17 protein-coding genes and 2 pseudogenes are annotated in these 18,366 nt (G+C 70.7%); 15 read left to right on the plus strand and 4 right to left on the minus strand.

The features are described 5' to 3' along the window. Positions 1-8: 8 nt before the first annotated feature. Genes ALI22I_RS40410 through ALI22I_RS40425 form a run of 4 tightly spaced genes read left to right on the plus strand, consistent with a single transcriptional unit; the run spans position 9 to position 2,364 of the window. Positions 9-500 carry a SigE family RNA polymerase sigma factor gene (locus ALI22I_RS40410; RefSeq protein ID WP_077010831.1) on the plus strand — a complete coding sequence of 164 codons (492 nt, stop codon included), beginning with the start codon at positions 9-11 and terminating at the stop codon, positions 498-500. Beyond that, positions 497-1,276, plus strand: a complete 780-nt coding sequence (locus ALI22I_RS40415) for a hypothetical protein (RefSeq protein WP_077010832.1) — start codon at positions 497-499, stop codon at positions 1,274-1,276. Before ALI22I_RS40410 ends, ALI22I_RS40415 begins: the two co-directional genes overlap by 4 nt. Before the next feature lie 9 nt (positions 1,277-1,285). Beyond that, on the plus strand, positions 1,286-1,714 hold the full coding sequence (gene arfB / locus ALI22I_RS40420) for an alternative ribosome rescue aminoacyl-tRNA hydrolase ArfB (protein WP_077010833.1): 429 nt from the start codon (positions 1,286-1,288) through the stop codon (positions 1,712-1,714). Positions 1,715-1,752: 38 nt separating this feature from the next. After that, positions 1,753-2,364 (plus strand): class I SAM-dependent DNA methyltransferase, encoded by a 612-nt coding sequence (locus ALI22I_RS40425; RefSeq protein ID WP_077011194.1) that lies wholly within the window; start codon positions 1,753-1,755, stop codon positions 2,362-2,364. A 26-nt stretch (positions 2,365-2,390) separates the two neighbouring features. Here the strand turns inward: ALI22I_RS40425 and ALI22I_RS40430 are convergent, their stop codons facing one another. Both ALI22I_RS40430 and ALI22I_RS40435 read right to left on the minus strand, forming a co-directional pair. Further along, complete coding sequence (locus tag ALI22I_RS40430; RefSeq protein WP_077010834.1) at positions 2,391-3,059, minus strand: response regulator; 669 nt, start codon at positions 3,057-3,059, stop codon at positions 2,391-2,393. Further along, positions 3,056-4,639: a sensor histidine kinase gene (locus ALI22I_RS40435; RefSeq protein ID WP_077010835.1), complete on the minus strand. Its 1,584-nt coding sequence runs from the start codon at positions 4,637-4,639 to the stop codon at positions 3,056-3,058. Before ALI22I_RS40435 ends, ALI22I_RS40430 begins: the two co-directional genes overlap by 4 nt. A 157-nt stretch (positions 4,640-4,796) precedes the next feature. On the opposite strand from ALI22I_RS40435, the gene ALI22I_RS40440 reads away from it, so the two are divergent. The 4 genes from ALI22I_RS40440 to ALI22I_RS40455 all read left to right on the plus strand — a co-directional run bounded on the left by ALI22I_RS40440 (position 4,797) and on the right by ALI22I_RS40455 (position 8,373). Beyond that, positions 4,797-5,777 carry a Bug family tripartite tricarboxylate transporter substrate binding protein gene (locus ALI22I_RS40440; RefSeq protein ID WP_077010836.1) on the plus strand — a complete coding sequence of 327 codons (981 nt, stop codon included), beginning with the start codon at positions 4,797-4,799 and terminating at the stop codon, positions 5,775-5,777. Further along, a complete protein-coding gene (locus ALI22I_RS40445; RefSeq protein WP_083752353.1) occupies positions 5,774-6,337 on the plus strand; it encodes a tripartite tricarboxylate transporter TctB family protein in 564 nt (187 codons plus the stop codon). The genes ALI22I_RS40440 and ALI22I_RS40445 overlap by 4 nt, the downstream gene beginning before the upstream one ends. Before the next feature lies 1 nt (position 6,338). Continuing rightward, positions 6,339-7,871, plus strand: a complete 1,533-nt coding sequence (locus ALI22I_RS40450) for a tripartite tricarboxylate transporter permease (RefSeq protein ID WP_077010837.1) — start codon at positions 6,339-6,341, stop codon at positions 7,869-7,871. A gap of 163 nt (positions 7,872-8,034) precedes the next feature. Further along, positions 8,035-8,373 (plus strand): DUF6247 family protein, encoded by a 339-nt coding sequence (locus ALI22I_RS40455; protein ID WP_077010838.1) that lies wholly within the window; start codon positions 8,035-8,037, stop codon positions 8,371-8,373. A 312-nt stretch (positions 8,374-8,685) separates the two neighbouring features. Here ALI22I_RS40455 and ALI22I_RS40460 read toward each other — a convergent pair whose 3' ends face one another. Together ALI22I_RS40460 and ALI22I_RS40465 are read right to left on the minus strand one after the other, a co-directional pair. Continuing rightward, on the minus strand, positions 8,686-10,176 hold the full coding sequence (locus ALI22I_RS40460; RefSeq protein WP_077010839.1) for a CoA-acylating methylmalonate-semialdehyde dehydrogenase: 1,491 nt from the start codon (positions 10,174-10,176) through the stop codon (positions 8,686-8,688). After that, complete coding sequence (locus tag ALI22I_RS40465; protein ID WP_083752355.1) at positions 10,173-11,240, minus strand: LacI family DNA-binding transcriptional regulator; 1,068 nt, start codon at positions 11,238-11,240, stop codon at positions 10,173-10,175. The genes ALI22I_RS40460 and ALI22I_RS40465 overlap by 4 nt, the downstream gene beginning before the upstream one ends. A 150-nt stretch (positions 11,241-11,390) precedes the next feature. On the opposite strand from ALI22I_RS40465, the pseudogene ALI22I_RS40470 reads away from it, so the two are divergent. The 7 genes and pseudogenes from ALI22I_RS40470 to ALI22I_RS40500 all read left to right on the plus strand — a co-directional run. Then, positions 11,391-12,404, plus strand: a pseudogene (locus ALI22I_RS40470) (Gfo/Idh/MocA family protein); the annotation flags it as partial. Then, positions 12,401-13,261: a TIM barrel protein gene (locus ALI22I_RS40475; RefSeq protein WP_077010841.1), complete on the plus strand. Its 861-nt coding sequence runs from the start codon at positions 12,401-12,403 to the stop codon at positions 13,259-13,261. The pseudogene ALI22I_RS40470 and the gene ALI22I_RS40475, both read left to right, overlap by 4 nt. Before the next feature lie 38 nt (positions 13,262-13,299). After that, positions 13,300-14,289 carry a sugar ABC transporter substrate-binding protein gene (locus ALI22I_RS40480; RefSeq protein WP_077010842.1) on the plus strand — a complete coding sequence of 330 codons (990 nt, stop codon included), beginning with the start codon at positions 13,300-13,302 and terminating at the stop codon, positions 14,287-14,289. Positions 14,290-14,300: 11 nt separating this feature from the next. Then, the gene (locus ALI22I_RS40485; RefSeq protein WP_077010843.1) at positions 14,301-15,362 is read left to right on the plus strand and encodes an ABC transporter permease; all 1,062 of its coding nucleotides are present in this window, start codon (positions 14,301-14,303) and stop codon (positions 15,360-15,362) included. Next, complete coding sequence (locus ALI22I_RS40490) at positions 15,359-16,153, plus strand: ATP-binding cassette domain-containing protein (RefSeq protein WP_077010844.1); 795 nt, start codon at positions 15,359-15,361, stop codon at positions 16,151-16,153. Before ALI22I_RS40485 ends, ALI22I_RS40490 begins: the two co-directional genes overlap by 4 nt. Further along, positions 16,150-17,079, plus strand: a complete 930-nt coding sequence (gene iolC, locus ALI22I_RS40495) for a 5-dehydro-2-deoxygluconokinase (protein WP_077010845.1) — start codon at positions 16,150-16,152, stop codon at positions 17,077-17,079. Before ALI22I_RS40490 ends, iolC begins: the two co-directional genes overlap by 4 nt. Before the next feature lie 259 nt (positions 17,080-17,338). Beyond that, positions 17,339-18,211 (plus strand): annotated as a pseudogene (locus ALI22I_RS40500) (Cgl0159 family (beta/alpha)8-fold protein); the annotation flags it as partial. Between the last annotated feature and the right edge of the window lie 155 nt (positions 18,212-18,366).

The raw sequence follows: 18,366 nt of genomic DNA on the forward strand, positions 1-18,366 counted from the left end.
GGGCCCGAGTGGATCGCGATCGTGAGTTCGACGAGTACGTCGACGCCCGTGCGCTGGTGATGCGGAGAACCGCGTACCTGCTGTGCGGCGACTGGCACCGCGCCGAAGACCTGGTGCAGACGGCGCTGACCAAGCTGTACGTCGCCTGGCCCAGGGTCAGACGGGACGCATCACCCGACGCCTACGCCCGAAAAGTGCTCGTCCGTGCGGCCATCGACGACTCGCGGCGCGCGTTCCGGCGTCGCGAGACGGTGGTCGACGCGGTCCCGGACACACCGGTCCCCAGCGCCGCGTCCGACCTCGACGTCCGCCGCGCGCTGGCGTCGTTACCGGCAGGGCAGCGGACGGTGGTGGTGCTGCGCTACTGGGAGGACCTGAGCGTCACGGAGACCGCACGCCTCCTCGGTCGAACGGAAGGCACCGTGAAGAGCCAGGCGGCCAAGGGCTTGGCCGCGCTGCGCGACCTTCTCGGTCACGACGTCCTGGAGGAGCAGCGATGACCGACATCAAGCAGACCCTGGCCACGGCGTTCACCGACGAACCGCCGCTGACCATCGACAAGCCTGCCATCCGCAGGGCGGGCAAGCGCAAGGTCGCGACCCGGTACGCGTCCATCGGCGCGGCGGTGCTCGTCGCGGTGGTCGTGGTGGCCGTGCCGACCATGGTGAACCTCGGGGGTGGCGGTGGCGGTCCGGACGTGGGGCAGGTGAGCGCGCCGGAGTCGCAGACGTCGATCCCGCGCACCACGGTCGTCATCTCCGAGACCAAGCCCCTGGACCCGGGCTTGTCGGATGAGCGCGCGGTGCAGTTGACCGGCATCCTGCGCGACTCCGGCGCGATCCCGGCCATGCAGACGCACAGCCCTCCCGGGTCGGAGTTCGGCCCCTGGGAGTTCGAGGCGTGGGGATCCTTCTACCGCACCCACGCGGAGGTGTTCGACGCCCGAGGCAGTGCCATCGTGTCGATGTCGTTGGTCGCGCGTCCCTACGAAGGCTGTGAGGAGATCACCTTCCAGTCGGCCAACCGCACGTGCGAGGTGCGGACCACGGCGGACGGCCGTGAGTACAAGGTCGAGCTCGGGCCGGACGTCCCGGGCAACCTGATCAGGGTCACCTTGAAGCTCCCGGACGGCCGGAAGCTCGAAGTGTCGACCCAGGGCATCGAGGACCGCAGCAAAGGCCCCTACAACACGACGCCCGTGGTGGGCGGAGGGCCGCAGCCGCTGACCGTTGACGAGGTGGTAAAGCTCGCGACCGTTCCAGGGCTGACCTTCTAGTCTGTACGGGTGGCTGAGGACTTGACCGTGACGCGGACGCTGGTGGTGCCGGCGGCCGAGTTGAGCGAACGGTTCTCCAGGTCCTCCGGCCCCGGTGGCCAGGGCGTGAACACGGCGGACAGCCGGGTCGAACTGAGCTTCGACCTGGCTGCCTCGCCGTCGGTGCCCGAGTGGCTGCGCACCCGGATGCTCTCCCGCCTGGAGAAACGCCTGGTCGACGGCGTGCTCACGGTGACCGCCAGCGAGCACCGGGCCCAGCTCCAGAACCGGATGGCGGCCCGGGAGCGGATGACCGGCATCCTGCGTGACGCGGCAGCCGCCCCACCACCGGTTCGGCGCAAGACCAAGCCGACCAAGGGCTCCCAGGAACGCCGCATCGCGGAGAAGAAGCGCCGCGCCCAGACGAAACAGGGCCGGCGCGGGGGCGGTTGGGACTAGGGTGACGCGGCGTGACCGTCGAGCCCGAATTCCTGACCATGGCCCGTACCGCCTACAACACCGTTGCCGAGAACTACGCCGAACTGGTGCGTGACCACTTCGCGAACAGCCCGGTGGACCGGGCGGTGTTGGGCCTGTTCGCCGAACTCGTGGACGGCCCGGTCGCGGAAATCGGCTGCGGCACCGGCCTGGTCACCGGTCACCTGCACGGCCTGGGCGTGGACGTGTTCGGCATCGACCTGTCGCCCGGGATGCTCGCCGTCGCCCGCCGTGAAAACCCGGACGTGCGGTTCGAGGAGGGCTCGATGCTCGACCTCGACCTGCCGGACGGGGAACTCGGCGGCGCGCTCGCCTGGTACTCGGTGATCCACGTGCCGTGGGACCTGCACCCGGCCGTGTTCGCCGAGTTCTACCGCGTCATCAAACCCGGTGGCGTGTTGATGTTGGGCTTCCACGTCGGCGACATCGTCCGGCGGCTGGAGCACGCCTACGGGCACGACATCTTGCTGGACGCCTACCGCATGAACCCGGAACAGGTGCTCAAGCAGCTGGTCGAGGCGGGGTTCGAGCCACACCTCCGCCTGGAGAGGGAGCCGCAGGGCCAGGAGAAGTCGCCGCAGGGCGTGCTGATCGTGCGCAAGCCGCGCTAGAGCCGTGCTAGAGCCGCGCCGAACGGTCAGCTCAGCCAGACGTAGAGGCGTTCGGGCCGGCCGGTCCCGCCGTACTTGAGTCGCACCTCCGCCTTCCCGGTGCTCACGAAGTGCTCCAGGTACCGCCGCGCGGACACCCGGGCGAGCTCGGTGGCCTCGGCGCACTCACTGGCGGACATCCCGGCCGGCCGGTTCCGCAGCACGCGTTCCACCAGGTCGGCGGTCTGCGTGCTCAACCCCTTCGGCAGCACGGGGACACTGCGCGGCCGTGCCCCGAAGACCTGGTCCACGTCCGCCTGACCGGCCGACGCGAGTTGGTCCAACCGCCGGTCCAACGCGGCGAAGTGAGCGAGTTGATCACGCAGCGCCGCGTACTCGAACGGCTTGATCAGGTAGTGCAGCACCCCGCCGCGCATGGCGCTGCGCACCGTCTCCACGTCCGTCGCCGCCGTGATCACGATGACGTCCACGTCGTCGGCCAACCCGCGCAACTCCCGCAGCACGCCCAACCCGTCGACGTCGGGCAGGTAGACGTCCAGCAGCACCAGATCCGGCCGCAGTTCCCGCACCAACCGCACCGCGTCCGCGCCGTTGTGCGCCACGCCGACCACCTCGAAACCGGGCGTCCGCGCCACATATCCACTGTGGACTTTCGCGACCATGAAGTCGTCGTCCACCACCAGAACCCTGATCACACCGGCACCTCCACGGGCAGCCGGGCGGTGAACACCGCACCGTTCTCGTTGTGCACCTGCACGAATCCGCCGCGCCGCAGGCAAGTCTGCCGGATCAACGCCAACCCGAGCCCGCGCTGGCCCTGTTCGGCGGCCTTGGTGGTGAACCCGTGCCGGAACACCTCGTCGGCCAGCTCGGCCGCGACACCCGGTCCGGAATCCCGCACCACGACCAGGACGTCCTCGAAGTCCTCGGAGTCGACGTCCGGGTCCGGGGCCGAATCCGAAGACCGGACCGACACCTCGATCCAACCCCGTTCCGACAGCGCGTCCAGCGCGTTGTCCACCAGGTTCCCGATCACCGTGACCAGGTCCGTGGACAACGCCTCGTCCACCACGCCGAGCGAGCTGTCCGGCGCCATCCGCAACCCGATGCCGCGTTCGGCGGCCAGGCTCGACTTGGCGATCAGCAGTGCCGCCACCGCCGGGTCGGCGATCTTCGAGCCGACCTCGGCCCGCCACGCGCCCTGCGCGGTGTTGATGCGGCTGATGAACCCGCGCACCTCGTCGTACTCGCCCAGCTCGACCAGTCCGGCGATGGTGTGCAGGCGGTTGCTGAACTCGTGCGCCTGCGCCCGCAGGGTGTCGGTGGCGTGCCGGTTCGCGTCCAGCTCGTCGCGCAACGTCATCAGTTCGGTCCGGTCCCGCAGCGTGACCACGGCGCCGTGCACGTCCAGCGGCATGTAGTTCAGCGTCAGCACCCGGCCGCCGGTCAGCGCGAGTTGGTCCACGCCGGTCGCCCGCCCGGTGAGCACGTCACGCAGCCGTTCGTCCAGGTCCAGGTCGGCGACCGACCGGCCCACGGCGTCCGGGGGCAACGCCAGCAGCTCCCGGGCGTGGTCGTTGACCAGCGTGATCCGGTGCTGCGGGTCGAGGGCGACCACGCCTTCCTTGATGCCGTGCAGCAGTGCCTCCCGGTACTCGACCAGCGCGGTGATCTCGTGCGGCTCCAGACCCAGAGTCTGGTTCTTCACCCGCCGCGCGAGCAGCAGCGAACCGGTGACGCCGATGACCAGGGCCACGCCGAGCAACCGCAGCGCGTTGTCCGGGGAGTCCAGCACACCTTCCCAGAATCCCGGCGCCTGCTGCCCTGCGGCGACCAGGCCGATCACCGTGCCGTCGTCGCCGATCACCGGTACGTGCGCCACGGTGCCGCCGTCCAGTTGGCCCACCCACGACCGGCCGCGCAGCGCCGTGCTGTCGCCGACGTCGAGCGGTTCGCCGACCTGGCTCGGGTCCGGCGAGGTCAGGACCTTGCGATCGGGGTCGGTGATGATCACGTAACTCGCGCCGGCCAGGCTCCGCGCGCTCTCCGCGAACGGCGCCAGCGCGTAGTGCCGCAGCGGGTCGGCCAACGACACCCGCATGCCCTCCGTCGCGGCCACGTTCTCCGCCACGGAGAGCATCTTGCTGCCCTCGGTCGAGCGGAAGTTGTTCCCCGCCTGGACAACCGAGAGCACGCCCACCGTGCCGAGCAGCGCCACGACCACGACGAGTTGCCACACGAGCAGCTGACGGGCCAGCGATCCACGACTGCCCAATCTCCACCTCCTGGCCAATCTCGACCTCCTGGCCGATCGGCACCGCCGTGACCCTGTGACCACAAAGAACAAAAGAACCCTTAGGCGCGCAAGCGGGACTTCTCTGTTTACACGAGTGCAACATGTCCAACCACGCGGAAGAGAGGCGGGGATCACAGTGCGGATCACGAACTGGCTCGCGGTCGTCGGCGCCCTGGCGGCCGTCGTCCTCGTGCCGCCGCTGCTGACGTCCGGCGCGGGCGACACGACGTCGTTGCGCAGCCTGCGCGTCCTGGTGCCGAACTCGCCGGGCGGCGGGTACGACGTCACGGCGCGCACCGCCGCGAAGGCGATGGAGGACGCGGACCTGCTCCGCAACGCCGAGGTGTTCAACCTGCCCGGCGCGGGCGGCACGGTCGGCCTCGGCCGGACGGTCAACGAGCGCGGCAACGGCAAGCTCGTCATGTCGATGGGCCTGGGCGTGGTCGGCAGCGTCTACACCAACAAGGCGCCGTCATCGCTGCTCGACACCACGCCGATCGCCAAGCTCATCGAGGAACCCGACATCGTCGTGGTCGGCAAGGACTCGCCGTACCGGTCGCTGGACGAGCTGGTCCAGGCGTGGAAGGCGAACCCCGGCGCGGTGCAGGTCGGCGGCGGCTCCTCGCCCGGCGGGCCGGACCACCTGGCCCCGATGCTGATCGCCAAGGCGGTCGGTCTGGAGCCGCGGACGGTCAACTACATCCCGTTCGACGGCGGCGGCGAGCTGCTGGCGTCGGTGCTGGGCGGGAAGGTCGCGTTCGGCGTCTCCGGCGTCGGCGAGTACCGCGACCAGATCGAGGCCGGGCAGATCCGGGTGCTGGCGGTGACCAGCGGCGCGCGACTGTCCGGTGTGGACGCGCCCACCCTGCGCGAGGCCGGTGTGGACGTCGAGTTCAACAACTGGCGCGGTGTGGTCGCGCCGCCGGGGATCAGCGACACCGACCGGGCCCGGCTGGTGGACCTGTTCACCGACCTGCACGGCACCCCCCAGTGGCAGGAGGCGCTGACCCGCAACGGCTGGACGGACGCGTTCGCGCCGGGTGACGAGTTCGGCGCGTTCCTGCGCGAGGAGAACGACCGGGTGGCGACCGTGCTCAAGGACCTGGGGTTGGCATGAGTGGAGGGTTGGGCGTGCACAAAGCCGTGAACGAGCCCGTGGACGAACCCGGGAACAAGCCCCTGAGCAGGGCGTGGCTGCGGGAGCGTTCGGAACTGGGCGTGTCCGCGATCCTGGTCGGGTTGGGCGTGCTGGTCCTGGTCGACGCGATCCGGATCCACACCGACTTCGCGCAGCGCGGACCGGTCGGACCGAAGGCCGTGCCGATCGTGGTCGGCGTCGGGTTGATCGTGGTCGCCGCGCTGCTCGCGCGGGACGTGCTGCGCGGTGGACGCGGTGAGGCGGAGGGCGGCGAGGACGTCGACCTCACCGCGCCCGCCGACTGGCGGACCGTGCTGCTGCTGTGCGGGGCGTTCCTGGCCAACGCCGCGCTGATCGGCGTGGTCGGCTTCCCGATCTCCGGGGCGATCCTGTTCTGGGGCGCGGCCTACGCGCTGGGCAGCCGGAACTTCGTCCGCGATCCGCTGATCGCGGCCGGGCTGTCGGTGGTGACGTTCCTGTTGTTCAACAACCTCCTGGGCGTGCCGCTGCCCGGCGGGCCTCTGGTTGGGATGTTCTGACGTGGACTCGTTCAACAACCTCATCGAGGGATTCGCGACCGCGCTGACACCGACGCACCTGGCGTTGGCCGCGTTGGGCGTGCTGCTGGGCACGGCGATCGGCGTGCTGCCGGGTATCGGCCCGGCCATGGCGGTGGCGTTGCTGCTGCCCGTCACCTACGGCCTGGAGCCGACCGGGGCGTTCATCATGTTCGCCGGCATCTACTACGGCGGCATGTTCGGCGGCTCGACCACGTCGATCCTGCTCAACACACCGGGTGAGAGCGCGGCGGTGGTCGCGGCGATCGACGGCAATCCGATGGCGCGCAAGGGACGCGGCGCGCAAGCGCTTGCGGCGGCGGCCATCGGGCACTTCGTCGGTGGCATCATCGGCACCACTCTTCTGGTTCTGCTCGCTCCGACGGTGGCGAAGTTCGCCGTGGACATCGGCGCGCCGGACTTCTTCGCGATCATGGTGCTGGCGTTCATCGCGGTCACGTCCGTGCTCGGCGCGTCCCGGGTGCGCGGGTTCGCCTCGCTGCTCATCGGCCTCACCATCGGCCTGGTCGGGCTGGACGAGATGACCGGCCAGCAGCGCCTGACGTTCGGCTCGCTGCACCTGGCCGACGGTATCGACGTGGTCGTGGTCGCGGTGGCCCTGTTCGCGGTGGGCGAGTCCCTGTGGGTGGCCGCTCACCTGCGGCGCAAGCCCGCTTCGCCGATCCCGGTCGGCCGGCCGTGGCTGCACAAGGCGGACCTCAAGCGGGCGTGGAAGCCGTGGCTGCGCGGTCCGATGATCGGGTTCCCGTTCGGCGCGGTGCCGGCCGGTGGCGCGGAGATCCCGACGTTCCTGTCCTACGTGACCGAGAAGCGGCTCTCCAAGCACCGCGACGAGTTCGGCAAGGGTGCCATCGAGGGTGTCGCCGGTCCGGAGGCGACGGCCAGCGCGTCCGCCGCGGGCACGTTGGTGTCGATGCTGACCCTCGGCCTGCCGACCACGGCGGTGGCCGCGGTGATGCTGGCGGCGTTCCAGCAGTACGGCATCCAGCCGGGGCCGCTGCTGTTCGAACGGGAGTCCGCGCTGGTCTGGGGCCTGATCGCGTCCTTGTTCATCGGCCTGTGCCTGCTGCTGGTGCTCAACCTGCCGCTGGCGCCGGTGTGGGCGAAGCTGCTGCGCATCCCCCGGCCGTACCTGTACGCGGGCATCCTGTTCTTCGCCAGCGTCGGTGCCTACGCCGTGAACGCCGACGTGTTCGACCTGCTGGTGATGTTCGTGATCGGCGTGCTCGGCTTCGTGATGCGCCGCTACGGCCTGCCGGTGCTGCCCGCGATCATCGCCGTCATCCTCGGCCCAGCCGCCGAACAGCAGATGCGCCGGGCGCTGCAACTGTCGGACGGCTCACTGACCGGCCTGTTCAACACCCCGTTCGCACTCGTCGTCTACGCCATCGTGGCAATCCTGCTGTTCTGGCCACTGATCCGCCGCCTGTTCCGCAAGCCCGCCCCACCCACCGAGCCGTCCCCGCAGGTGGAGCGGCCGAAGGTGGACGCCTAGCGCGGCTCGTGCCCCTGCCGGCCGGACTCCGGATGCGCAGTCCGGCCGGCAGGGCGTCGGTGGTGAACGCGGCGTCCACCGGCGACGAGGTCACGCGCGTCGCTGATCGCCCCGAGGGTCTCGGCGATACCGTCCGCGCGGTCCTGGCCGCTATCGTGATTGTGTGACCGCAGCAGCAACACCCGGACCGCGGCAGGGCCGGGGCGGGCCGTCGTTCTCCGACGCCTCGCCCGCCCAAGTGCGCGCGGCGCTCATCCCCGAAGAGGCGGCCGAGTTCGACCGGGAGTGGCGCGAGGTCATGGCCCGCGCCACCGAGTCGCTGGACCTGACGGAGCTGTTCGAGACCCTGGAATCGTGGCGGTTCGTCGCCCGGATCACCGCCGCCCAGGGAGCCGAGGCTCACCGCGCCCTCTACCGCCGTGCTGCGGCGAAACTCACCGGCGACCAGGTCCCAGCAGACGAGCCGCTGGCCACCACCAAGGCCCGGCTGGGACTGGCCTGACCGGCGCCTCTTGTACACCGTCACCACCGACGACCACTCGCAGCCACAGATCGACGCACTCCCGCCCGAGGCACTGGCGCTGTTCGCAGAAGCTCGCGTCATGCTGGAGGTCGCGCCGTGGAACGGCTGGTCCTCTGGAACGGCTGGTCCTCTGGATCGGCTGATCCCACCCACGACGGTACCGGCAGGTCCCGGTCGGAGCAGTAGTCGATCCGCAAGCCCGCACCCCCTACCGAGCCGTCTCCGCAGGTGGAGCGGCCGAAGGCGGACGCCCAGCGCGGCTCGTGCCCCCGCCGGCCGGACTCCGTCACCTCAGCCGTGGGTGGGAAAGCCCAGGTCGATGCCGTGTTGGCGCGGCCAGCGGGCGGTGATTGCCTTGGCTCGGGTGTAGAAGCGGACGCCTTCGGCGCCGTGGACGTGGGTGTCGCCGAACAGGGAGTCCTTCCAGCCGCCGAACGAGTAGTAGGCCATCGGCACCGGGATGGGCACGTTGATGCCGACCATGCCGACCCGCACCCGCCGCTGGTACTCACGCGCGGCCAAGCCGTCGCCGGTGTAGACGGCGGTGCCGTTGCCGTACTGGTTGGCGTTGACCAGGGCCACCGCGTCGTCGAACGTCGGCACCCGCACCACGCCGAGCACAGGGCCGAAGATCTCGTCGCGGTAGATCGACATCTCCGGCGTCACGTGGTCGAACAGGGTCGGCGCGAGCCAGAACCCCTCCTCGTGCCCGCTCGGCGGCGCGTAACCACGCCCGTCCACCACCAGCGCGGCGCCCTCGCCGACGCCGGCGTCCACATAGGACTTCACCCGGTCCCGGTGCGCGCCGGTGACCAGCGGGCCCATCTGCGCGTCGGGGTCGGTGCCCGGCAACGTCACCAGCTTGCGGGTGCGTTCGGCGATCTTCTCCACCAGTTCGTCACCGGCGTCACCGACCGCGACGACCACCGAGATCGCCATGCACCGCTCGCCCGCGCTGCCGTACCCGGCGGACACGGCGGCGTCCGCGGCCACGTCCAGGTCGGCGTCCGGCAGCACCACCATGTGGTTCTTCGCGCCGCCCAGCGCCTGCACCCGCTTGCCCGCCGCCGTGCCGCGCGCGTAGACGTGCCGGGCGATGGGCGTCGAGCCGACGAACGACACCGCGGCCACGTCCGGGTGGTCGAGCAGCGCGTTCACCGCGACCGCGTCACCGTGCAGGACGTTCAGCACACCGTCCGGCAGCCCGGCTTCCTGGAACAGCTCCGCCAACCGCACCGCCGCCGACGGGTCCCGCTCGGACGGCTTGAGCACGAACGCGTTCCCGGCCGCGATCGCCACCGGGAACATCCACATCGGCACCATCACCGGGAAGTTGAACGGCGTGATCCCGGCGACCACACCCAGCGGCTGCCGCACCGAGTACGCGTCCACACCCCGTGACACCTGCTCGGAGTGCTCGCCCTTGAGCAGGTGCGGGATACCGCACGCGAACTCCACCACCTCCAGCCCGCGCTGCACCTCGCCCGCCGCGTCGGACAGCACCTTGCCGTGCTCGGCGGTGATGATCGCGGCCAGCTCGTCGCGGTGCCGGTCGACCAACTCGCGGAACTTGAACAGCACCCGGCCGCGGGTGGCCAGCGACGATTCGCCCCACCCCTCCGCCGCCTTCACCGCGGACGCGACCGCGAGGTTCACGTCGGCCTCCTCGGCCAGCGTGACCTGCGACGCGACCGCGCCGATGGCGGGGTTGAACACGTCGGACGTGCGGCTGGACACCCCGGTGGTCCGGGCGCCGTCGATCCAGTGGGGGATGGTGCTCACGACGTTCCTCCTGTGTTGGATCGACCTGCCTCCGGCAGGTTGGGCGGGGCCGCCGGGGAGGTCGACCTACCGACGCGGCCCCCTGGGCAGGCTGTGGTCGAGCGGACGACCAAGGACGGGTGCAGCAGGTGGCGCACGGGCTCCTCGCGCTCACCCCGCACGCGTTGCAGCAGCGCTTCGGCGGCGAGTCGGCCGAACTCGTTGCGCGGCTGGTCGATCGTGGTCAGCGAGATGTGTCGTAACGCGGCCAGCGAGGTGTTGTCGTAACCGACCACCGAGACGTCCTCCGGAACGCGGTAACCCGCGTCCTCCAAGGCGGAGATCGCGCCGACCGCGTTGAAGTCGTTGCACGAGATGATCGCGGTGGGCATGTCGCCCAGCAGCCCCTGCACGGCACGCGCACCGGCCGCGTCGGTGTACTCGCTGCTCACCACCTGCGGCACGAGTCCGTGGGACGCCATCGCGGCCAGGTACCCCCGCCGGCGGGGCGCGGCCTGCGTGCCCTCACCGCCGTCGAGGTGCGCGATCCGCTTGTGCCCCAACGAAACCAGGTGATCGACGGCTAACGTGATGCCGCGCTCACCGTCGTCGTTCACGGTGTCCACAGCGGCCAGTCGGGACGACCGCGCCACCAGCACCACCGACGTCTGGTCCGCCGCCCGACCGATGTCCGCCGACGGCACCACCGGCGACAGCAGGACCAACCCCGCCGGCCGGAACGACAACAGGCTCTGCAACGCCCGCCGCTCCCGCGCCGGACTGCGCCCACCGGTGTTGATGATCAGGTCGAAACCCTGCTCGGTCGCCACCGCGTCGAGCCCGTCCACGACCTCCGCGAAGAACGCGTTGTGCAGGTCCGACACCATCACGCCGAGCACGTGCGACGTGCGGCTGGCCAACGACCGCGCCATGGCGTGCGGCGAGTACCCCAGCTCCTCGGCCGCCTTCAGCACGGCGGCACGTCGTTGATCGCTCACTTTCGGTGATCCCCGCATCACCAGCGACACCAGCGCGCGGGACACCCCGGCGCGCGCCGCGACGTCCTCCATTGTGGGCCTGGCCACCGGTAACTCCCCTCCTGCGACCTCCTGCGGCTGTCCCGGACGTCACGAGCGGGAAACGCACTCTTGACTTCCGTGTGACCGACGCTACAGCATTAGAGCGCTCCAACAAATAGAGCGCTCCAATGAAAGACCTCCTCTACCAGGACGGAGACCAGCGGGATGCGGATCGGAGTTGCCGGAGTCGGTCGGATCGGCACCATGCACGCCACCAACCTGGCCACCCTCGACGAGGTCGACGAGGTGCTGCTGTTCGACCCGGTGCCCGGTCGCGCGGCGCAGGCGTCGGCCGGACTGCCCGGCACCAAGAGCGTCGACGACCTCGACGCATTGCTCACAGCCAGTGACGGCGTCCTGCTGGCCACGCCCACGACCACGCACCCCGCGTTGCTGCGCGCCGCCATCGCGGCGGGCGTGCCGACGCTGTGCGAGAAGCCGATCGCCAGCCACCTCGACGAGATGCGCGCGTTGGTGGCCGACGTCGAGGCGTCCGGGGTGGAGGTGCTGGTCGGGTTCCAACGCCGGTTCGACCCGGCCGTGTTCGAACTGCACCAGCGCATCCGGGCCGGCGAGGTCGGCAACGTCTACCTGGTCCGCGCGGTCGGCAACGACGCCCAGCCGCCCGACTCCTCCTACCTGCCGCACTCCGGTGGCATCTTCCGCGACCTGCTCATCCACGACCTGGACGCGGTGCCGTGGCTGGTCGGCGAGCCGGTGGTGGAGGTGTACGCGTCTGGCTCGGTGCTGGTGGACCAGGCGTTCGCCGATGCCGACGACGTGGACAACGCCGTGGTGCTGCTGAAGTTCGCGGGCGGCGCGCACGCCACCCTGGCCGGTGGCAGGCACGACCCGCTCGGCTACGACCACCGCATCGAGGTGCTGGGCAGCCGGGACTCGCTGGCCGTCGGCCTCGACCCGCGCACGCCGCTGACGTCGTTGGAGCCCGAAGGGCCGAAGGTCGCGGCCGACGCGTACCCCGGCTTCGCGGAGCGCTTCCACCGCGCCTACCTCAACGAGATGGCCGTGTTCACGCAGGTCGTGGCGGGTGCGGTAGCGAATCCGTCACCCGCGCGGGAGAGTTTGATCAGTCTTCAGCTGGCCGAGGCGTGTGAGCAGTCGCGGCGTTCCGGCGCCCCGGTGAAGATCCAGACGGAGGTTGTCGCGTGAAGATCGCCGGTGCGCCCATCTCGTGGGGTGTCTGCGAGGTGCCCGGTTGGGGCAACGTCCTCGACCCCAAGACGGTGCTGGAAGAGATGGCCTCGCTGGGGTTGCGGGCGACCGAACTCGGCCCGCCCGACTACCTGCCGGCCGATCCCGACGAGCTGCGCGAACTGCTGGACGAGCACGGCCTGTCGTTGGTCGGCGGTTTCCTCGCCGTCCCACTGCACACCGGCGAGCAGTCCACAGTGGACGAAGCCGAACGGGTGGCCGCACTGCTCGCCGCCGGCGGCGCCGAAGTCCTGGTGCTGGCCGCCGCGACCGGCCTCGACGGCTACGACGAACGCCCGGCGCTCACCGACGACCAGTGGCGCACCCTGATCGACACCGCCGCCCTGATCAGCGACAAAGCCGCAGGTCACGGCCTGCGCACCGTGCTGCACCCGCACGTGGGCACGCACGTGGAGCGCACCGCCGAGGTCGAGCGGTTCCTCGCCGACTCCGACCTGCCGCTCTGCCTGGACACCGGCCACCTGCTCATCGGCGGCACGGACCCGGTCGACCTGGCCCGCCGCTTCCCCGAGCGGATCGGGCACGTGCACCTCAAGGACGTGCGGGCCGACATCGCGGCCACCGTCCGCGACGGGGACCTCGGGTACATGGCCGCCGTCCAGCAGCGGATGTACGTCCCGCTCGGCGACGGCGACGTGGACGTGGCGGCCCTGGTGGCGTTCCTCCGGGACGCGGGCTACACCGGCTGGTACGTCCTGGAGCAGGACACCGCGCTCGGCGACGACAGCCCGCTCGACACCCCGGTGCGGGACACCGCGCGCAGCCTCGCGCACCTCACCCACATCACCGCCTGACCTCCAGGCGAATGAACCGCCCCCAGCGAGGAGAGACGATGACGTCCACTCGAAAGGCCCTGCGTGCGGGCCTCGCCCTCACCGGACTCGCACTGCTGGCCGCGTGCAGCGGCCCCGGCGCGGACAACACCGCCGGCAACACCACAGCCGCCGCCCAGGCACCCACCGGTGACCTGCGCGTCGCCGTCGTCACCCACGGCACCGCGGGCGACGCGTTCTGGAACGTGGTGAAGAACGGCGCCACCGACGCGGGCAAGCAACTCGGCGTGACGGTCGACTACAACTCCGACGGCGACCCCGGCCGCCAGTCCACCCTGATCGACAACGCGGTATCGCAGAGAGTCGGCGGCATCGTGGTCTCGATGGCCAACCCCGACGCGTTGAAGACCTCGATCGAGAACGCGGTCAAGGCCGGCATCCCGGTCATCACCATCAACTCCGGCTCGGACAAGAGCGCGTCGTTCGGCGCACTCGCGCACGTCGGCCAGGAGGAGAGCGTGGCCGGCGAGGAAGCGGGCCGCAAGCTCAAGGAAGCCGGCAAGACCAAGCTGCTGTGCGTGATCCACGAAGCCGGCAACGTCGGCCTCAACCAGCGCTGCGACGGCGCCCGCACCGGCTTCGGCGGCACCGTCACCAACCTCCAGGTCGACATCAACAACCCCACCGACGTGGAGTCCCGGATCAAGGGCGCGCTGCAGACCGACCCGTCGGTCGACGCGGTGCTCGCGCTGAACCCGCAGGTCGCGGTGTCCTCGGTGAGCGCGATCAAGGGCGCGTCGTCGAAGGCGGTGGTCGCCACGTTCGACCTCAACGCCGACGTCACCGCCGCGATCAAGGCCGGTGACGTGCTGTTCGCCGTCGACCAGCAGCAGTACGAGCAGGGCTACCTGCCGATCGTGATGCTCAAGCTCTACCGCGACAACGCCAACACCGTCGGCGGCGGCAAGCCGGTCCTCACCGGACCCGGCTTCGTCGACAAGTCCAACGTGGACAAGGTGGCCGAATACGCCGAGCGCGGCACCCGCTGAGGAGGACGTCCGTGACTTCAGCGCCAGCGACCTCACCGTCCGCGACCTCGCCGTCCGACGAACGCGTCGGCTCGTCGAGACTGCTCGACCGGCTGGTCGTCCGACCCGAGATCGGCGCGCTGCTCGGCGCGCTGCTGGTCTTCGCGTTCTTCTCCGTGGTGACCGAGCAGTTCCTCAGCACCGGCGGCGTGGCGACCTGGCTGGACGACGCGTCCACGCTCGGCATCATGGCGGTCGCGGTGGCGCTGCTCATGATCGGCGGCGAGTTCGACCTGTCCGCCGGCGTGATGACCGCGTCGACCGCGCTGGTCACGGCGATCCTCGCCACCCGCCTCGGCTGGAACGTGTGGCTCGCGCTGTTCGCGTCGCTGGTGTTCGCGCTGGCGGTGGGCGCGCTGAACGGGTGGCTGGTGATGCGCACCGGCCTGCCCAGCTTCATCGTGACGCTGGGGACGTTCCTGGCGTTGCAGGGCCTCAACCTCGGCATCACCCGCCTGGTGACCGGATCGGTGCAGGTATCCGGTATGCGGTCCACCGACGGCTACTCGTCGGCCGGGCTCCTGTTCGCGTCGACGTTCACCATCGGCGGCACGTCGTTCTACGTGTCGATCCTCTGGTGGATCCTGTTCACCGCCATCGCGGGGGCCGTGCTGGTGCGCACCCGGTTCGGTAACTGGATCTTCGCGGTCGGCGGGTCCGCGCTGTCGTCCCGGGCCGTCGGCGTGCCCGTGGTGCGCACCAAGATCCTGCTGTTCATGACCACGGCGGGCGCGGCGTGGCTGGTCGGGTCGATCAACATCCTGCGGTTCACCAGCGTGCAGGCCAACCAGGGCATCGGGCTGGAGTTCCAGTTCATCATCGCCGCGGTGATCGGCGGGTGCCTGCTGACCGGCGGGTTCGGCTCGGCGGTCGGCGCGGCCATCGGAGCCCTGATCTTCGGCATGGCCCGGCAGGGCATCGTCTACGCGAACTGGAACTCGGACTGGTTCCAGCTGTTCCTCGGCGTGATGCTGCTGGCCGCCGTGCTGGTCAACAACGCCCTGCGGCGGCGGGCGGAGAGGGTGCGGCGATGAGTTTCCCGAAGAAACAAACACAGCTTGAGGTCCGGGGGATCGGCAAGACCTACGGCAGCGTGATCGCGCTGCGGGACGTCTCGACCGTGGTCAACGCGGGCGAGGTGACGTGCGTGCTCGGCGACAACGGCGCGGGCAAGTCCACGTTGATCAAGATCCTGGCCGGGGTGCACCAGCACGACGCCGGCGAGTTCCTGGTCGGCGGGTCCCCGGTGCGGTTCTCCTCGCCGCGGGATGCCCTCGACCAGGGCATCGCCACCGTCTACCAGGACCTGGCCGTGGTGCCGCTGATGAGCGTGTGGCGGAACTTCTTCCTCGGGTCGGAGCCGACCGTCGGGTTCGGGCCGTTCCGGTTCCTGGACCGGAAGCAGGGGCGGTCGGTGACGCGGACCGCGTTGGCCGAGATGGGCATCGACCTGCGGGACGTGGAGCAGCCGGTCGGCACGCTGTCCGGTGGTGAACGGCAGTGCGTGGCCATCGCGCGGGCCGTGCACTTCGGGGCGAAGGTGCTGATCCTGGACGAGCCGACGGCCGCGCTCGGGGTGAAGCAGGCCGGGGTGGTGCTGAAGTACGTGGCCCAGGCGCGGGATCGCGGGCTGGGGGTCGTGCTGATCACGCACAACCCGCACCACGCCTATCCCGTCGGTGACCGGTTCCTGCTGCTCAAGCGGGGGCGGGCACTGGGGTCGTACGAGAAGACGCAGATCAGCCTGGAGGAGTTGACCAGGCAGATGGCGGGCGGTGCGGAGCTGGAGGCGCTGGCCCACGAACTGCGCGGTGTCGCCGAATGACGGTCGAGGTGCTGACTGTCGGCCGGGTCGGGGTGGACCTCTACCCGGAGCAGAGCGGCGTGCCGTTGGCGGAGGTGCGGACGTTCGCCAAGTCCCTCGGTGGGACGGCGACGAACGTGGCCGTGGCGGCCGCGCGGTTGGGGCGGCGGACGGCGGTGTTGACGAAGGTGGGGCCGGACGGGTTCGGGCCTTACGTGCGTTCGGCGCTGGAGTCCTTCGGTGTGTCCGCTCAGTACGTCGGCACCGCTGCCGACCTCCAGACACCGGTGGTGTTCTGCGCGTTGGACCCGCCCGAAGACCCGCCCTTGCTGTTCTACCGCGCGCCTCTCGCGCCGGACCTGTCCCTGACGGGCGAGGACGTGCCGTGGGACTTGGTGGAGTCCGTGCCGTTGTTGTGGGTGACCGGAACGGGTGTGTCCGCATCACCCGCCCGTGCGACCCAACGGCAGATCCTCGAACGCCGAGCCCGCCGTCCCCACACCGTGCTGGACCTCGACTACCGACCGATGTTCTGGCCGGACGTGGAGACCGCACGCCGTGAGATCGACTGGATGCTCGACCACGTGACGGTGGCCGTGGGCAACCGGACCGAGGTCGAGGTGGCGGTCGGTACCGCCGACCCCGACAAAGCCGCCGCGCGCCTCTTGGAACGAGGCGTCGAACTGGCGGTGGTGAAGAAGGGCGCCGAGGGCGTCCTGTTCGCCACCGCCTCCGACTCGTGGACCGTGCCGCCGCACCCGGTGGACGTCGTCTGCGGCCTGGGCGCCGGCGATGCCTTCGGCGGCGCCTTGGCCCACGGCCTGCTGTCCGGCTGGGCCCCGCCACGCATCGCCCGCTACGCCAACATCGCCGGTGCCCTGGTAGCCGGCCGGCTGGCCTGCGCCGACGCCATGCCGACACCGAGCGAGATCGAGGAACACCTGTGAAAACCGCTCGACAGGCGCCCTCCACGAACCCGTGGCAAGATCAATCCGACCTCGCCGGCCCGGCCACACGATCGGATGAACATGGCCCCAAAATGTACGGAAACGGCGTTACCAGTCCTCGGTTAAACGAGGACCGAGCGCCCGACAACCACCACCCCTGCCCACCCCCCGCCGCCACCCTCACTCTCACCGCCATCCCCCCACACGGCCGGCGGCGCCAGGTGATGAGGAACGAACAGCGGCCGGCCGGAGGTGCCAGGTGATCACGGACGAACAGTGGTGGCGGTTGCTGGACACAAGGGCGACGGACCCCGCCGCCGTCCACAGGGCCTACCAGACCCGCCGCCGACGCCGCCGGTTGCTGTCCGACCAGGGCACCCTGTTCCTGGTGGCAGCCGACCACCCGGCCCGCGGCGCACTGGGCGTGGGCACCGACCCACTGGCGATGGCCGACCGCCGCTCGCTGCTGGACCGCCTGCTCACCGCCCTGACCAACCCGGCGGTGGACGGCGTGCTCGGCACGCCGGACGTGATCGAGGAGCTGCTGCTCCTCGACGGCCTGCACGACAAGGTGGTCATCGGCTCCATGAACCGCGGCGGCTTGGCCGGCGCGGACTGGGAGATCGACGACCGCTTCACCGCCTACGACCCCGGCGCCATCGCGGCCAACGGCCTGGACGGCGGCAAGATGCTGCTGCGCCTGGTCGACTCCGACCCCGGCACCGTGCCGACGCTGGAGAGCTGCGCCGCCGCCGTGTCGGCACTGGCCGAACGCGGCCTGATGGCGATGGTCGAGCCGCTGCCGTACGCGCGGAACGCGGCGGGGGATCTGGTGTTGCAGAAGGACGCCGCCGCGTTGGCGCGCGCCGGGAGTGTCGCGGCCGGCTTGGGTGCGACCTCGGCGTACACGTGGCTCAAGCTGCCCGCGTCGCCGGACGAGGTGCTGGACGCGACGACGTTGCCCGCGCTCGTGCTGGGCGGCGTGCCGTCCGCGCGGCCGGAGGACGACCTGGCGTCGTGGGGCCGGTCCCTGCGTCACCCGACCGTGCGCGGGCTGGTCGTGGGGCGCGCGCTGCTCTACCCGCCCGACGGCGATGTCGCCGGTGCGGTGGAGGCGGCGGCCGGGGTGTTGCGGACGGCGCGTGCCGCTGACCTGGTGCGGACTGGTGCGGCGGAGGGCGCTGACGTGGCGCCGGCCGAAACGGCGCGGGCCGAGACGGCGCCTGGCGCTGACGTAGTGCAGACCCGGACGGCACAGGGCGAGGCGGCACAGGGCGAGGCGGTGCA

It is taken from the genome of Saccharothrix sp. ALI-22-I (genome assembly GCF_001984175.1).
GTDB lineage: Bacteria > Actinomycetota > Actinomycetes > Mycobacteriales > Pseudonocardiaceae > Actinosynnema.

What these genes read in the sequence shown, in the direction of transcription:
- ALI22I_RS40415 (WP_077010832.1), top strand. Translation starts at nt 497, where the DNA reads ATGACCGACATCAAGCAGACCCTGGCCACGGCGTTCACCGACGAACCG.
- ALI22I_RS40425 (WP_077011194.1), top strand. Translation starts at nt 1,753, where the DNA reads ATGGCCCGTACCGCCTACAACACCGTTGCCGAGAACTACGCCGAACTG.
- ALI22I_RS40445 (WP_083752353.1), top strand. Translation starts at nt 5,774, where the DNA reads ATGAGTGGAGGGTTGGGCGTGCACAAAGCCGTGAACGAGCCCGTGGAC.
- ALI22I_RS40480 (WP_077010842.1), top strand. Translation starts at nt 13,300, where the DNA reads ATGACGTCCACTCGAAAGGCCCTGCGTGCGGGCCTCGCCCTCACCGGA.
- ALI22I_RS40490 (WP_077010844.1), top strand. Translation starts at nt 15,359, where the DNA reads ATGAGTTTCCCGAAGAAACAAACACAGCTTGAGGTCCGGGGGATCGGC.
- iolC (WP_077010845.1), top strand. Translation starts at nt 16,150, where the DNA reads ATGACGGTCGAGGTGCTGACTGTCGGCCGGGTCGGGGTGGACCTCTAC.